The sequence below is a fragment of the Micromonospora sp. Llam0 genome, assembly GCF_003751085.1.
Classification (GTDB): Bacteria; Actinomycetota; Actinomycetes; order Mycobacteriales; family Micromonosporaceae; genus Micromonospora_E.
On record NZ_RJJY01000001.1, the window covers coordinates 5,022,466 to 5,037,375 of the forward strand.

Annotated in this window: 15 protein-coding genes; 11 read left to right on the top strand and 4 right to left on the bottom strand. The window is 72.4% G+C overall.

All coding sequences use genetic code 11. The annotated features are described in order from the left end of the window. Window positions 1-60: 60 nt before the first annotated feature. From cobF to EDC02_RS21870, 3 genes are read left to right on the top strand one after another with little or no spacing between them, the layout of a single operon-like run. Window positions 61-888: a precorrin-6A synthase (deacetylating) gene (gene cobF, locus EDC02_RS21860; RefSeq protein ID WP_199757723.1), complete on the top strand. Its 828-nt coding sequence runs from the start codon at window positions 61-63 to the stop codon at window positions 886-888. Further along, a complete protein-coding gene (locus EDC02_RS21865; protein WP_233606170.1) occupies window positions 878-1,669 on the top strand; it encodes a GntR family transcriptional regulator in 792 nt (263 codons plus the stop codon). Before cobF ends, EDC02_RS21865 begins: the two co-directional genes overlap by 11 nt. Before the next feature lie 2 nt (window positions 1,670-1,671). After that, window positions 1,672-2,673: a YafY family protein gene (locus EDC02_RS21870; protein ID WP_123603570.1), complete on the top strand. Its 1,002-nt coding sequence runs from the start codon at window positions 1,672-1,674 to the stop codon at window positions 2,671-2,673. Here the strand turns inward: EDC02_RS21870 and EDC02_RS21875 are convergent. Continuing rightward, entirely contained in the window at window positions 2,664-3,578 is a 915-nt protein-coding gene (locus EDC02_RS21875) for an SDR family oxidoreductase (RefSeq protein ID WP_123603571.1), read from the bottom strand. The two genes, EDC02_RS21870 and EDC02_RS21875, sit on opposite strands and share 10 nt — an antisense overlap. Window positions 3,579-3,860: 282 nt before the next feature. Between EDC02_RS21875 and EDC02_RS21880 the strand changes: the two genes are divergently transcribed. Further along, window positions 3,861-5,483 carry an RICIN domain-containing protein gene (locus EDC02_RS21880; RefSeq protein WP_123603572.1) on the top strand — a complete coding sequence of 541 codons (1,623 nt, stop codon included), beginning with the start codon at window positions 3,861-3,863 and terminating at the stop codon, window positions 5,481-5,483. Between the two features lie 36 nt (window positions 5,484-5,519). Here EDC02_RS21880 and EDC02_RS21885 read toward each other — a convergent pair whose 3' ends face one another. From EDC02_RS21885 to EDC02_RS21895, 3 genes are all read right to left on the bottom strand, one after another. Next, window positions 5,520-6,422: a hypothetical protein gene (locus EDC02_RS21885; RefSeq protein WP_123603573.1), complete on the bottom strand. Its 903-nt coding sequence runs from the start codon at window positions 6,420-6,422 to the stop codon at window positions 5,520-5,522. Next, window positions 6,419-7,543 (bottom strand): WxL protein peptidoglycan domain-containing protein, encoded by a 1,125-nt coding sequence (locus tag EDC02_RS21890; RefSeq protein ID WP_123603574.1) that lies wholly within the window; start codon window positions 7,541-7,543, stop codon window positions 6,419-6,421. The genes EDC02_RS21885 and EDC02_RS21890 overlap by 4 nt, the downstream gene beginning before the upstream one ends. 72 nt (window positions 7,544-7,615) lie before the next feature. Next, on the bottom strand, window positions 7,616-9,124 hold the full coding sequence (locus EDC02_RS21895) for an HtaA domain-containing protein (RefSeq protein WP_123603575.1): 1,509 nt from the start codon (window positions 9,122-9,124) through the stop codon (window positions 7,616-7,618). Window positions 9,125-9,341: 217 nt separating this feature from the next. Between EDC02_RS21895 and EDC02_RS21900 the strand changes: the two genes are divergently transcribed. From EDC02_RS21900 to EDC02_RS21930, 7 genes are all read left to right on the top strand, one after another. Beyond that, complete coding sequence (locus tag EDC02_RS21900; protein WP_233606175.1) at window positions 9,342-10,280, top strand: hypothetical protein; 939 nt, start codon at window positions 9,342-9,344, stop codon at window positions 10,278-10,280. After that, on the top strand, window positions 10,277-11,299 hold the full coding sequence (locus tag EDC02_RS21905) for a hemin ABC transporter substrate-binding protein (RefSeq protein ID WP_233606177.1): 1,023 nt from the start codon (window positions 10,277-10,279) through the stop codon (window positions 11,297-11,299). Before EDC02_RS21900 ends, EDC02_RS21905 begins: the two co-directional genes overlap by 4 nt. 4 nt (window positions 11,300-11,303) lie before the next feature. Beyond that, window positions 11,304-12,353 carry an iron ABC transporter permease gene (locus tag EDC02_RS21910; protein WP_123603576.1) on the top strand — a complete coding sequence of 350 codons (1,050 nt, stop codon included), beginning with the start codon at window positions 11,304-11,306 and terminating at the stop codon, window positions 12,351-12,353. Continuing rightward, the gene (locus EDC02_RS41770) at window positions 12,350-13,270 is read left to right on the top strand and encodes a heme ABC transporter ATP-binding protein (RefSeq protein ID WP_123603577.1); all 921 of its coding nucleotides are present in this window, start codon (window positions 12,350-12,352) and stop codon (window positions 13,268-13,270) included. Before EDC02_RS21910 ends, EDC02_RS41770 begins: the two co-directional genes overlap by 4 nt. Beyond that, window positions 13,263-13,940: a heme oxygenase (biliverdin-producing) gene (locus EDC02_RS41775; RefSeq protein ID WP_123603578.1), complete on the top strand. Its 678-nt coding sequence runs from the start codon at window positions 13,263-13,265 to the stop codon at window positions 13,938-13,940. Before EDC02_RS41770 ends, EDC02_RS41775 begins: the two co-directional genes overlap by 8 nt. Beyond that, entirely contained in the window at window positions 13,937-14,248 is a 312-nt protein-coding gene (locus tag EDC02_RS21925; protein WP_123603579.1) for a DUF2470 domain-containing protein, read from the top strand. Before EDC02_RS41775 ends, EDC02_RS21925 begins: the two co-directional genes overlap by 4 nt. 88 nt (window positions 14,249-14,336) lie before the next feature. Continuing rightward, window positions 14,337-14,810, top strand: a complete 474-nt coding sequence (locus tag EDC02_RS21930) for a hypothetical protein (protein WP_123603580.1) — start codon at window positions 14,337-14,339, stop codon at window positions 14,808-14,810. The last annotated feature ends 100 nt before the right edge of the window (window positions 14,811-14,910 follow it).

Sequence of the window (14,910 nt, forward strand, 5' to 3'; positions counted from 1 at the left end):
CTCAGCTCGCCGCGGCCCGCGACTACCGCCGCCCGATCGAAGTGCGGCACACTCCCCCGGGTGCGAGAGATACTGATCATCGGGATCGGGGCCGGCGATCCCGACCACCTGACCGGGCAGGCGATCGAGGCGCTGCGTCGGGTCGACGTGTTCTTCCTGCTCGACAAGGGCGCGGTCAAACAGGACCTGGCGGCGTTGCGGCAGGAGATCCTGCGCCGGCACACCACCGGGGCGTACCGGGCGGTCGAGATCGCCGACCCGGAGCGGGACCGGACCGCGGCGGACTACCGGGCCGCGGTCGAGGACTGGCGCCGCCGCCGCGCCGACCGCTTCGCCGAGCTGATCCGCGACGAACTGCCCGACGGCGGCTGCGGCGCCTTCCTGGTCTGGGGCGACCCAGCGCTGTACGACAGCACCCTCGCCATCCTCGACGACCTGCGGGAACGCGACGTCGTCGAGTTCGACCACCAGGTGATCCCGGGGATCAGCAGCGTCGCCGCGCTGACCGCCCGGCACCGGATCGCGCTGAACCGGATCGGACGCCCGGTGCAGATCACCACCGGCCGTCGGCTCGCCGACGAGGGTTTCCCGGCCGGCGTGGACGACCTGGTGGTGATGCTCGACGCGCAGTGCGCCTTCACCCTGTTCACCGCCGCCGACAGCATCGACATCTACTGGGGGGCGTACCTCGGCACCGGAGACGAAATCCTGATCGCCGGCCCGGTGCACCAGGTCGCCGACCGGATCGTCACCGCACGCACCGAGGCCCGCCGCCGCAAGGGCTGGATCATGGACACGTACCTGTTACGGCGTAGGCTTGTCCAGACAACCGGACAGCACCAGAAGACCGGACAGCAGACGCGAGACGATCGGGCAGATGATGACTGACCAGGCCCGGCCGGTCGACCGGGACAGCCCGATGCCGCTGTGGGCCCAGCTGCACGACGACCTGGTCCGCCGGTTGACCGCCGGCGGGTTCGCCGCCGGCTTCCCCGGCGAGCACGAGCTGGTCGACGAGTACGGCGTCAGCCGACACACGGTACGGGAGGCGTTGCGCCGGCTGCGCCAGGCCGGCGTGCTGGACTCGGCCCGGGGCCGGCGTACCGCCGTCCATCAACAGCGGATCGAGCAGCCGCTCGGCGCCCTCTACTCGCTCTTCGACGAGGTGCAGGCGCGGGGAATGCGCCAGCGCAGCGAGGTGCTCACCCGCGAGCTGCGGGTCGACGTCGCCGTCGCGGCCCGGCTCGGGCTGGACCCGGACACCCGCTTCGTGCATCTGGAGCGGCTCCGGTTCGCCGACGACGAACCGTTGGCCACCGACCGGGTCTGGCTGCTGGCCGAGCTGGCCCGGCCGTTGCTCACCACCGACCTGACCGGTACCGGCATCTACAGTGAGCTGGCCCGACATGGGGTCCGAGTCACCGACGGCGAGGAGCGCATCCACGCCATCGTGCCCACCGCCGAGCAGCGCCGGCGGTTGGGCATCGGCCGGGGCGTCGGTCTACTCGCCGTCGAACGGATCGGCCGGGCCGACGGGCGGCCCGTCGAATGGCGGGAGACCTTCGTCCGCGGCGACCGGTTCAGCCTGGTCGCCGGCTGGGCGCCACACCGGGCGTACCAGTTGCGGGTGGCCGACGGATCCCCGCTGCGCTCACCCGCCGGGCGCTGACCGTGCGGGTCGCCCGGTTGATCTCCCTGGTCCTGTTGCTGCAGTCCCGGGAGACGATGACCGCCGCGGAGCTGGCCCGCGAGCTGGAGGTCTCCGAGCGCACCATCTACCGCGACGTGCTGGCGCTGTCCGCCGCCGGGGTGCCGGTCTACGCCGACCAGGGCCGGGCCGGCGGGTACCGGCTGCTGGACGGTTACCGGACCCGGCTGACCGGGCTGAGCCGGGCCGAGGCGGAGACGCTGTTCCTGTCCGGGCTGCCCGGACCGGCCGACGAGATGGGCCTCGCCGACGTGCTCGGGGTCGCCCAGCTCAAGGTGACCGCCGCGCTGCCGGTCGGGCTACGCGACGCCGCCGGCCGGGCCCGGCAGCGGTTCCATCTGGACGCGCCCGGCTGGTTCCGGCAGGCCGACCCGCCGCCGGCGCTGGCCCACCTCGCCCGCGCCACCTGGCAGGACCAGGTGGTCCGGCTCGACTACCGGCGGAGCGGCACCGAGGTGGCCAGAACGGTGCAGCCGTACGGTCTGGTGCTCAAGAACGGCACCTGGTACCTGGTTGGCCGGGTCCCCGACATCGGCCGGGGCAACGACGGACACCGGATCTACCGGGTGGACCGGATCGCTGCTGTCGAACCCGCCGGCGACGTCTTCGACCGCGACCGCCGGTTCGACCTGGCCGAGGTGTGGGCCGCCGGCACCGCCGACTTCGTCCGCAGCATCCTGGTCGACGAGGTCACCGTACGGCTGAGTCCGGCCGGGCTGCGGGCGCTGCGCTGGGCGGTGGAGGCGCCGGCCGCCCAGGCGGCGCGCGAGGCGGCCGGGCCGCCCGACGGGCAGGGCTGGGTGCACACCCGACTGCCGGTCGAGTCGCCCGACGTGGCGTACAGCCAGCTGCAGGCGCTCGGTCCGGAGGTGGAGGTGCTCGCCCCGGCCGTGCTGCGGGACCGGATGTGCGACGCCGCCCGCCGGCTCGCCGCGCTGTACGGCGACGCCGTCAGTCAGCGGTAGCCGGTGGTGTCCGCCGGCCGGCCGGTCTCCACCACGTCGACGATGTAGCGGTACGCGTCCGGTCGGCTGCCGTCGACATCGGTGAAGCCGTACTCGCGGGCCAGCTGCCCGCTGGACAGTGACCGGCCGGTGAACCGGGACACCTGCGGATCAGCGGCGAGCGCGACCACCGCCCGGCCGACCAGCGCCGGTGTCTCGGAGATGGCGAAGTGCGGGTCCTTGGCGGTGCCGTCGCGCCAGTTCGCCTCGGTCACCCCGAAGTGGTCGAGCATCGCCTCGGAGCGGATCCAGCCGGGGCTGAGCGCGACCGCCGTCGCACCGTACGGCCGCAGCTCCTCGGCCTGGGCGAAGGCCAGCCGGATGACGGCGTTCTTGGCCGTGTCGTAGAAGACCGACTCGCGGTAGTGGGTGCCGTTGTAGTCGGCGGTGCCGTCGGTCATCTCCACCACCAGCCCGCCCGGCTGGCGGATCAGCAGCGGCAGCGCGTAGTGGCTGGTGATCAGGTGGGTGTCGATGGCAAGCCGCAGCGTCCGTAGGCCGCGGTCCAGCGGCTGCTGCCAGATCGGCGACTCGAAGTCGGTCAGATGGTCGGCCCCCCAGATGTCGTTGACCAGCAGGTCGAGCCGGCCCTGCTCGCGGTCGATCCGCTGCACCAGGGCACGGACCTGGTCGGGTTCCAGGTGGTCGGTGGGCACCGCGACGCCGGTGCCGCCGGCGGCGTCGACCAGCTCGGCGGTCTCCTCGATAATTTCCGGGCGGTCCATCTCGGAACGTTGCCGTCGGGTGCTGCGCCCGGTGACGTAGACGGTGGCGCCGGCGGCACCGAGTTCGATGGCGATCCGCCGGCCGGCGCCCCGGGTCGCCCCGGCGACCAGCGCTGTCCTGCCGTTCAGTGGTGTGGTCATGCCGCTGACGGTGCCAGCAAAACCTGACATCCGACGTCAGCTTTTCCAGATCATCTCGGCAGAACCCCTCGGCAGATCCTCCCGGCGGGCCCCGTCGACGAGCCCTTCCGGCGGGCTCATCGACGGGTCACGGAGCGACTTGCCGTGACGCGGGAAATATCGACGTTGTTGACTCTATTGAATGCGATCGATACATTGCCGTGACAATGGGAAACCCCTTTCCCCGCGTCGCCGTGGGGGCGCGACCAGGCAGAAGCAGTATCCGACAACCCAGGAGGTTCCATGACAGCCACCAGATGGCGGCGCTGGCGTACCGGCGTCGTGGCGCTCGCCACGACCGCCATGGTCGCCACCGGCGCAGCGGTCGGCATCCAGCACGCGGCAGCTGCCACCGTCGACACCAACGCCTGGTACGTGCTGGTCAACCGGCACAGCGGCAAGGCGATCGACCTGTACAACTGGGCGACCAACGACGGCGCGCCGATCGTCCAGTGGGCGCGCAACGACCAGACCGTTCAGCAGTGGCAGTTCGTCGCGGCGGGCAACGGCTACTACAAGATCCGGTCCCGGCACAGCGGCAAGTACCTGGAACTGCCCAACGCCAACGACGGCACCCAACTCGTCCAGAACTCCGACAACGGCAGCACCCGCCAGCATTTCGGGGTGCTGGACTCGGACAGCGGCTACGTCCGGTTCGTCAACCGGCACACCAGCAAGGTGCTGGACGTGTGGGAGTGGTCCACCGCAGACGGCGGGATCATCTCGCAGTACCAGGACCTCAACGGCTGGAACCAGCAGTGGCAGATGGTCCGGGTCGACAGCGGCGGCCCGCCGCCGACCACCCCGCCGCCGTCCGGCGACTGCGGGTCCGGCTCGTTCAACGCCGAGGCCGTACAGAACGGGTCGACCTGGACGGCGCGCAACGGCGGCAGCACCGTCTACACCGGCTCCAGCATGCTGTCAGCCATGCAGGCGGCGGTGAACAGCCTGTCGGCCGGGCGCAACAGCAAGCAGAAGGTGATCGTCCGCGGCTCCGGGTCGATCAGCGCCGGCTCCCGGCTGTCGCTGCCGTCGTACACCGTCCTGGAGGTCTGCGGCACGGTCAACGTGACCGGTTCCGGCTCCGGTGACCAGGCGGTGGTGTACGCCCGTGGCGTCACCGACGTCGAGGTGACCCGGCTCAACATCACCGGCAACCCGCTGTACGGAATCTTCATCCGCAACGGCAACAACATCACCCTCGGCCAGATCGACATCCGGGTCACCGCCGGCCTGGGCATCCGGATCGACAACCACGGCGACCGCAGCCAACGGTCCCGCAACGTGCGGATCGACAACGTGTACGTGCAGGGCACCAGCGCGCACGGCGTCGAGACGTACGGGGTCGACGGGCTGACGGTCGGCACCGTCACCGCCCGCAACACCGGCTACTCCGGCCTGATCCTCAACGACACCGTCAACGCGACCGTCGGCACCGTCGACGCGCAGGGCGCCGGCACCGGCACCGGGTACGCCGGGTTCCGGATGGCCAACCGCAACGGCCGGGTCGGCAACAGCTACCCGACGAACATCCGGGTCGGCACGGTCATCGCCCGGGGCGGCGGCCGGGGCATCTTCTGCGTGTCGGAGTCCGGCGGCGCGGTCATCGACCGGATCGACATCTCCGGCACCGGCAGCAACTCGATCCTGCTGGAGAACTGCTACAACGTGAACATCGCGGCGGTCTCCGGTTCGGTCAACGGCTCGGACGTGCGGATCGCCTCGCGCACCGAGTTCCCGGTGTCGCGCGACATCACCCTGCAGAACCTGACGCTGACCAATTCGCAGATCAACGAGAACCCGTGCGGGCAGAACATCGTGATCCGCAACATCGCGCTGAACAACTCGACCATCAACCGCTGCTGACCACTCCCCGTCCACCGAACGCCGGGCACCGGGCACCTACCGCTCGGTGCCCGGCGGCGACCGGCCGATCCGACGCAGGTCGATGACCTGGCGTAGCAGCAGGACCAGCACGAGTACCGCCGCGACCGCCGGCCAGCCCCACGGATAGCGTTCGGTCTCGACGACGAACGCTACCGCGCCGTCACCGCCGGCACCGGTGCCGAGTTGGCCGTGGACCGCGTACCGGCCGTAGACGGGAAAGTCGACCGGCGCGGTGACCACGATGGCTCGGCTCTCACCGGCGGCCAACGGCGCGGACGCCGGCCCGGGCGGTTCGACGATCACCGTCGGCCGCCCGGGCCGGCCGGACAGCAGTGACAGGCGTAGTTCGTCGGCGTCGACCGGGCCGTCGTTACGAACGTCGACATCCAGCCGGATCTCACTGGGCAGACCGAACAGCGCCGGCCAGTCCCAACCGGTCGGCACGACGGTCACGTCGGTGATGTGGAGTCGGGCGGGGCCGGAGACCGTCGGCGCTGGCGGGGCGGCCGACCCAACGATGTCGATCGGGGCGCTGCCGGTGACCGGCGGCACCGGCCCGGTGCCGGACCCACCGACGTCGACGGACCCGGCCCGGACCACGCAGGGGCAGGCCACCGGCGGCTCCACCAGGACGATCCGGCTGGTCACCGGATCGGCACCGGGCACATGCAGTTGGCTGGCGTCGCTGGCGGCGCAGTCGACCGACCCGCGCGCGGCACGGTTGCCGCAGATCTCCAGCTGAACGTTTCCGGCCGGCCAGCCGGTGAGGGTGACGGTCAGCCACTCGCCGACCGCCGCGCTGGTCACGTCGACGCTGACCTGCGGCGGGGCGGCGACCGCCGGGGCCGACGGCAGACCGCCGGCCCCGGCGATCAGGACCAGCGCGAGGGCACCCGCCGAGGTCCGGCGACCGGTCATCGCGCAGGCGACGAGGCGGCACCGTCGTCGGCGGGCTCGACATCCGGTGCACCGTTCGAAGCGGGGGTGGCCGCAGGCGAAGCGGGGGTGGCCGCAGGCGCGACCGCGCGGCGGGCACGCCAGCGGCGTACCCCGAACCACCCGGCGAGGGCGACGATCGCGGCGAGCAGCAACCACGGCGGGGCCCAGACACCGGCGGTACGGGTGACCGGCGGCAACGCCTCGTCCACCGTGGTCGGGGCCAGATCGACGGTGGCGGTCAGCCGCAGCGCCGGCGGTACGCCGGTGATCCGCTCGGTCACCGTGAAGGTGCTGCCGGGCAGCAGTTCGGGTAGGTCGACCGGATCGGTACGGGCCAGGTCCCAGCCCAGCGGGCCGTCCAGCAGCACGGCACCCGTACCACCGACGCGGATGTTTCCGGTGTTGCGCACCTGGTAGGTGACCTCCACGTCACCGTCGCCCAGCGGGTTGACCGGATCGTCGTAGCTGATGCTCATCGACTCGACGCTGACCGCCGGCCGGACCGGGCCGTCGACCCGCAGGTAGACCCGGGCGGCGACCCGCTGGTCTACGTTGACCTGCTGGCCACTGGCGTCGGTACGGAGCTGGGCGATCGAGCCGATCACCCCACCGGCGTGGTCGCCGGGTGTGGCGTTGGCCGGCACCGTCAGGCGGAACGGGATGTCCAGCCGTTCCCCGGCCGGCACCTCGTACTCCCGCTGGTCGAAGTGGATCCAGGTGCCGACGTCGGTGGCCGGTTCGTCGGCCGGGAGCAGGGCGAACGCGCCGTCGTCGGTGAGGAACCCGTCGGTGCCGTACACGGTGAACGTCCGGTCCTGGTCGCCGAGGTTGCGCACCGCGACGTGGTCGGTGATCTCCGCACCTGGGGCGAGGTCGTAGACGAAGTAGTTGCGTCCGGTCGGCCCGTCCGGGCTGGACGGCTGCACCGCCCAGGTGACCGCGTCGGCCGGGGCCGGACCGGCCGGCTGCGCGGCGGCCGGAGCGGTGCCGGGCAACGCGACCAGGCCGGTCACGAGCAGGCCGGTCACCAGCAGGCCGGTCACCAGCAGGCCGATGGCGGCGCGGCGACGGTGCGGGCGACGGGTGGGCGGGGCGGACATCGGGCACTCCAGTTCGGGCCGGTGGCCGGTGCGGGGCCGTCGCGGCCCCGCACCGGCCGGTGGGGCTGATCCTCAGGACAGGGTCAGCGTCAGGGTCGCGGTGTAGTCGCCCGGCGCCGCCGCGGCGGGTACGCCGAGGTTGAGCTGCGCGCCGCAGGTGAAGCTGCCGGCGCTGGCGCCGGCCGCCGAGGTGCACAACGCCCGGGCGGTGCCGAGTCCGGCACCCGGGTCGGCCACCGCGCCCGGGGTGACCGCGCCGCTCTGCCCGACCAGCGGGTCGTCCACCACGGATGCGGTGGGCGCCCAGCCGAGGTTGTCCGCCGCGATGACCGCGCCGCCGGCGGCGACGAAGTCACCCACCTGGCCGACCAGACTCCAGCCGGCGTTGGTGCCGCGCAGGTCGGACACGCTGGCGGTGTTCAGCTCGCCGCTGGTGACGGCGCCGTTGCCGGTCGGCGGCAGGGTGACCGACGAACCGGCCACGCTGAGCGTGAGCGGACCGCCGCCCAGCACGGTCGCGGCGATCTGCTGGCTGGCGTCGCCGCCGCCGGCCGGGGCCGCGAAGCTGATCGGAGTGAAGGTGTCCTGGCTGCGGTCGGCGGAGCCGCGTGCCGCGAAGGTGATCACATAGCACTGGGTGACGGTGCAGTCGACCGCGTTGCCGTTGCGGTCGGTGTACTGGGCACTGATCGGCAGCGTGGTGCTGAACGAGCCGTCCGGGTTCATCGTGTCCCGGGCGTCGGTCGGCTCGTTGGTGCTGCTCACCCACTTGGTGACCTGCAGGACGCTGGCGTTGGTCCAGTGCTCGTCGACCTTCGGGCCGAACGACACGTAGATCCCGGCGGCGTCGTTGGCCTGCGGGTCGAAGCCGCTGCCGGCGACGGTGACGGTGGCGCCGGCCGGGTCGACGCCGGTGTCCGGGGTGACGTCGACGGACGGAGCGGCCGGTCCACCGCCGCCGGAGGTGACCGCCTCGAACGACAGCGGGTCGAGGACCTGGCCGGCCGGGTAGAAGCCGGCGAAGGCGGTGGCGCCCTCAGCGGTCAGGGTGGCGGCCAGGTCGGTGCCGGTGATGCCGTCCGCACCGGCCACCAGGTTGGCGTCGGTGGTGGTGAGCTCGGCGATGACCGCCTGGGTGACGTCGACCGACGGGAACGCGGTGCTCACCAGTTCGACGTCGGCCTTGAGGACGGCGGTGCCGCCGGAGATGGCCACCGTCGGGTTGGCGAGGGTGATGGTGAACGTGTGCGCCGGGAACGAGAAGACGACCGTGCCGCCGTACGTGGCGTTCGTCTCACCGGTCTCGGCGTCGTAGCTGCCGCCGGTGGACGGGAAGGCGAACGTCCCGTCGGCGTTGATCGACGCACCGTCACTCGCCGCGATCGGCGGGTTGCCGTCGCCGGACGACACGTAGTTGCGGAACGACTCCTTGAAGCCCCAGTTCAGGCTTCCCTCGGTGATGTCGGCAGGGGCAGCCACTGCGGGTGCGGCGCCGACGAGTGCGGTCGCGGCGCCGAGTACGGCCGCAGCCGCCCAGGTCGCCGACCGTCGCCCCAGAGCACCAGCTCTGGATGTGATCATCGACTGGTCCTTTCCGGATAGTTACTCACCGTGTTCCACTTCTGCTGTGGACACGGCATGCGATCGAGATTAGGTTAGCCATACCTAATAAATGATGGCTCCGGCAGGGGTACCTGATCTTCGAACCGGTCGGACCCTTGTCCTGATCTGCGGCGATGACTTAGGTTAGGCAAACCTTCATTCAGAACTCAACCGACGATCGTCGGAGGGATCACCCATGCCAACGCCGCTGCTCAGCGGCCGGGTCACCGCGACCTTGGCGGTCGTGACCGCCACCGCCGCGACCGCCGCCGTCGCGACCGCCGCCGTACTCGCCGCACCACCGTTGGCGTCGCCGGCCCACGCGGACACCTCCGCCACCGGATCCGGCGGCCAGCGACTCACCGTCTCCGACTCCACCGGTATCAGTCGTTCCGGCGCGACCGTCACGGTGACCGGCACCGGGTACGACACCAACAAGGGCATCTACGTCGGATTCTGCGTGGACAACGGCGACGGGGCGCTGCCGACACCGTGCGGCGGCGGGGTGGACACCTCCGGCGGCAGCGGCAGCTCGCACTGGATCTCCAGCAACCCCCCGTCGTACGGCGAAGGACTCGCCGTGCCGTACGGCCAAGGCGGCTCGTTCCAGGTCCGAATCCCGCTGACCACGAAAATCGGCGACGTCGACTGCACCGTACGCACCTGCGCGGTGGTCACCCGCGCCGACCACACCCGGACCAGCGACCGCAGTCAGGACGTACGCGTCCCGATCAGCTTCGCGGCCGCCGCCGCGCCCGCCCGCACCAGCGCCGCCCCGGCGGCCGGCAACCCGGACCGGACCACCGCGCCGCCAGGCCCGGCCAACGGCGACGCCGCAGACCCGTCCGGCACCGTCGGCGACTCCCCAGGCTCATCCGGCGAGGCGGGCGAGGCGGGCCAGCCCAGCGGCTCCGCACCAGCTGCCGGCGCCGCCACCGGCCAACCGACCGACGGCACCGACGGCCCGACCGCCGTCGCCGGCACCGACCCGACCGGGTTGGCGGTCACCCGGGTCAGCACCGTCGGCCCGGCCGGTCGGTGGTGGAGCAGCACGCTGATCCTGCTGGCGCTCGGCGTACTGGCGCTGGCCGGGCTGTCCGCTGGCCGCCGCCGGCACCGCCGGAGCCGGTCGTGAACCGCCCGACGCTGGTCGGGCTGGTCGCCGCCGTGCTGCTTGCCGGCCCGGTGGCCGCCTGCGCCGACAGCGCCGCCAACCCCGGCGCGGCACCGGATCCGGCGACCTGCGGCCCGGTCACCGCCGTCGTCGGCGACGACGCGGTGACGCCGCTGGACCCGGCACCACAACCGGCGTTGCCGGTCACCGTCACCGACGCCGCCGGCGACCGGGTCACGGTGACCGACGCCGACCGCATCCTCGCGGTCAATCTGTACGGCTCCATCGCCGAGATCGTCTTCAGCCTCGGCCTCGGTGACCGGGTCGTCGGGCGGGACACCTCCACCGACTTCCCGGCCGCCGCCGACCTGCCGCTGGTCACCCCCGGCGGGCACGACCTGTCCACCGAGGCGGTCATGGCGCTGGACCCCAGCGTGGTGCTGCTCGACGACAGCATCGGCCCACCCGAGGTGCTCGACCAGCTCCGCGCCGCCGACATCCCGGTGGTACGGATCGGCGACGAGCAGAGCCTGGCCGCCGTACCGGTGCACATCCGTGAGGTGGCCGCCGCGCTCGGCGTCGCCGACGCCGGCGAGGCACTCGTCGCCCGGGTCGAGGGCGAGATCGCCACCGCCCGCGACGGCATCGCGGACGACGCCGAGCGGCCCCGGGTCGCCTTCCTCTACCTGCGCGGCACCGCCGGCGTCTACCTGATGGGCGGCAAGGGCGCCGGCTCGGACGCGATGATCGCCGCGGCCGGCGGCGAGGACGCCGGCACCGCCATCGGACTGGAACGGTTCCGGCCGCTGACCAGCGAGGGTCTGATCAACGCCGCGCCGGACGTCATCCTGGTGATGACCAAGGGCCTGGAATCGGTCGGCGGGGTGGACGGACTGGTCGCCATGCCCGGCGTCGCCCAGACCCCGGCCGGCCAGCAGCGGCGGATCATCGACATGGACGACACCGTGCTGCTCAACTTCGGCACCCGTACCGGCAAGGCGATCCAGGCTCTCGCCCGCGCCATCCACGAATGCCGGTGACGGCGTGACCGCCCCGGTACTCGCCGTCCGCCGGCCGCTGCTGCTCACCGGCCTCGCCGGCACGCTGCTCGTCGTCGGCGTGGTCGCCGCCGGCTCCGGACAGGTGCAGATCGCCCCGGCCGAGGTGGTCGCCTCGGTGCTGCACCGGCTCGGCCTGGAGATCGGCGCGCTGCCGACCGCCCCGCACGGCGAGAACGCGCTGTGGATCGTCCGGTTCCCCCGGGTCGTCCTGGCCGCGATCGTCGGCGCGGCGCTCGGCTGCGCTGGCGCCGTCATGCAGGGCATCTTCGGCAACCCGCTGGCCGAACCCGGGGTCATCGGGGTCTCCTCCGGCGCGGCGGTCGGCGCCGCCCTGGCCATCGTCACCGGGATCTCCGCGCTGGGCGGCTGGACGCTGGCCGCCGCCGCGTTCGCCGGCGGGCTGGCCACCACCTACCTGGTGTACGCGCTGTCCCGCGCCGACGGACGTACCGAGGTGGTCACCCTGGTACTCACCGGCATCGCGGTCAACGCCGTAGCCGGTGCCGCGATCGGGCTGCTGATGTTCGTCACCGACGCGGCCGGGGTGCAGGCGATCGCCTTCTGGAACCTCGGCAGCCTGGCCCAGGCCAACTGGAACGCGGTGGCGGTCGCCCTGCCCTGCCTGGCCGTCGGGTTGGCCGCCGCACTCGCCTCGGCCGGCAAGCTGGATTTGCTCGCCCTCGGCGAACGCTCCGCACGTCACCTCGGGGTGGACGTGGAACGGCTGCGGGTACGCATGATCGTCGTCACCGCGCTGCTCGGCGCCGCCGCGGTGGCCTTCACCGGCGTGATCAGCTTCATCGGTCTGGTGGTACCGCACCTGGTCCGGATGGTCGCCGGACCCGGGCATCGGGTGCTGCTGCCGGCCAGCGCGCTCGGCGGGGCGGTGGTGGTGATCGCCGCCGACCTGGCCGCCCGGACCCTGGTCGAGTACCAGGAACTGCCGCTCGGGGTGCTCACCGCGGTGGTCGGTGGACCGGCCTTCTTCTGGCTGCTGCGCCGTACCCGGCGGCGGGCCGGAGGTTGGGGATGAGCCCGGCACCGGGCCGGCTGCTCGGCCGGCGTCCGGGCCGGCTGCTCGGCCGGCGCACGCCCGTCCGGGTGCCGGCCACCCGGCCGGCCGGCACCGCGCTGATCGAGATCGACCGGCTACGGGTCGAACTTGGCGGGCGGGCGGTGCTCGACCAGGTCGACCTGGTGGTTCACACTGGCGAGGTGGTCGCCCTGGTCGGTCCCAACGGTGCCGGCAAGTCGACTCTGCTCGCTGCCATCGGCGGTGACGTCGCGGCGGCCGCCGGCGTGATCCGGATCGACGGCGCGCCGCAGTCCGACTGGACCTCGACCGAGCTGGCGCTACGCCGGGCGGTGCTGACCCAGCGCAGTGTGCTGTCCTTCCCGTTCACCGTCGCCGAGGTGGTCCGGATGGGCCGGGCGCCGTGGGCCGGGCTGCCCGCCGAGGAGTCCGACGACCCGATCGTCGAGGAGTGTCTGGCCGCCACCGACGTGGCGCAGTTCGCGGACCGTACCTTCACCGCGCTGTCCGGCGGCGAGCAGGCCCGCGCCGCGCTGGCCCGGGTGCTCGCCCAGCGGGCCGCCGCGCTGCTGCTCGACGAACCGACCGCCGCGCTCGACCTGCACCACCAGGAGCTGGTGCTGCGGCTCGCCCGGCAGCGGGCCGCCGCCGGTGACGCCGTCGTGGTGGTGCTGCACGACCTCGGCCTGGCCGGCGCGTACGCGGACCGGATCGCGTTGCTGTCGGCCGGCCGGCTGCGGGCCGTCGGACCACCCGACCAGGTCCTCACCGGTGCGCTGCTCAGCGAGGTGTACCGGCACGACATCGAGGTGTTGCCGCACCCCGAGACCGGACTTCCGCTGGTCGTTCCGCGACGGCAGCACCCGACACCGGCAGGGGCCCGACACGGCAAGGAAAGGAACCCCCCAGATGAGTGACACCTTCTCCGCCCGGCTACGGGCGGCAAGCTGGCAGGACCACCAGGCGGCCGAGTCCCAGCGGTACGTCTCCGCGCTGGTCGCCGGGGAGCTGCCCCGGCAGCGGTACGCCGACCTGGTCGCCCAGCACTATTTCATCTACCAGGTGCTGGAGGAGGCGGCCGACGCGATGCGCGACGATCCGCTGGCCGGCGGCTTCGTCGACGACCGGTTGACCCGGTTGCCGGCGTTGGAGGCCGACCTGGCGTACCTGCTCGGCCCGGACTGGGCCGGCCGAATCGCCCCGAACCTGGCGACTCGCCGCTACGTCGCTCGGATGCAGGAGGTCTGCTTCACCTTCGCGCCGGCGTTCATCGCCCACCACTACACCCGGTACCTCGGTGACCTGTCCGGCGGGTTGTTCATCGGCCGTCAGGTGGCGCAGACGTACGAGCTGACCGAGGAGGGCGGCGTGGCGTTCTACCACTTCGCCGGCATCGACGATCCGCGCGGATACAAGAACGCGTACCGGGCCCGGCTGGACGCCCTGCCGCTGGACGTCACCGCCGAGGCGGCTCTGGTCGGCGAGGTGGCGGTGGCCTACCGGCACAACTCCGCGGTCCTCGCCGAGCTGGGCCAGGAGCAGGAGCCGAAGCCGGTGGCACCGGAGTCGATGGAGTCGGCGGCGTGACCGACCCATTCACCGCCGAGGTGGTCGCCCAGGTGGCCCGGCACATGAACGACGACCACGCCGCCGACTCGTTGCTGATCTGCCGGTCGCTGGGTGGCACCCCGCAGGCTACGACGGCCCGGATGACCGGACTGGACGCCGACGGCATCGAGTTCTCCGCCACCGTGGCCGGCGTCGAGGTGCCGGTCCGGGTGCCGTTCGCGTACCGACTCACCGAACGGGTCCAGGTCCGCCATGAAGTGGTCCGGATGTACCAGGAGGCCTGCGCCCAACTGGGCGTCACGCCCCGGCCGGCGGAGTCCGGGTAAGCGAATCAACGGCAAGGGACGGCCTCGGCCGGCGGGCGGCTGACTGGCATGGCGAGCGGGGCCCGCTGGCGTGTGCAACGATCACGAAATGGTTGCCAAAGGGCATCACGGGCACATCTCGCAAAGCGGTGTCGCGGTGCGGCTCGCCGCCTGGCTGGCGACGGCCGTCGCCGTGCTGTCGATCGCCGGGTGCACCGGGATCGGGATCGGCGAAGCACCCGAGTCCGGCAGCGCGACGTACGCGGCGTGGGGGCTGAACGAGGCGTCCAGTGCGCTGACCGGCTCCGACCGGATGATCGTCCTCAACGGCGACGTGCAGCGCAGCGAGCAGGAGTTCTTCCAGGTACGTGGGGTGTGGGGGCCGGACGGCTTCACCCTCGACGAGACGTCCGCGACCAAGGTACGGGCGTTGGCCGGCCAGCTGCCGGACCGCACCGGTGACCCGGACTGTCACCGGCTGGTCCTGGTCAACCACGGCTTCCTCGGCGGCGGGGCGATCGCCGTGGTCGACCCGGAGGAGTTCCCGCCCGGCGAGCCGGTGGTCGCTCGGCCACTGAACTGACCTCACCTGCCAGGTCTGATGCCGCAGGTGCATCAGGATGCACCTGCGGCATCAAGCTCGACCGGTACCCCCACCCCGGGACGGTGTTGGTCTCCAATCG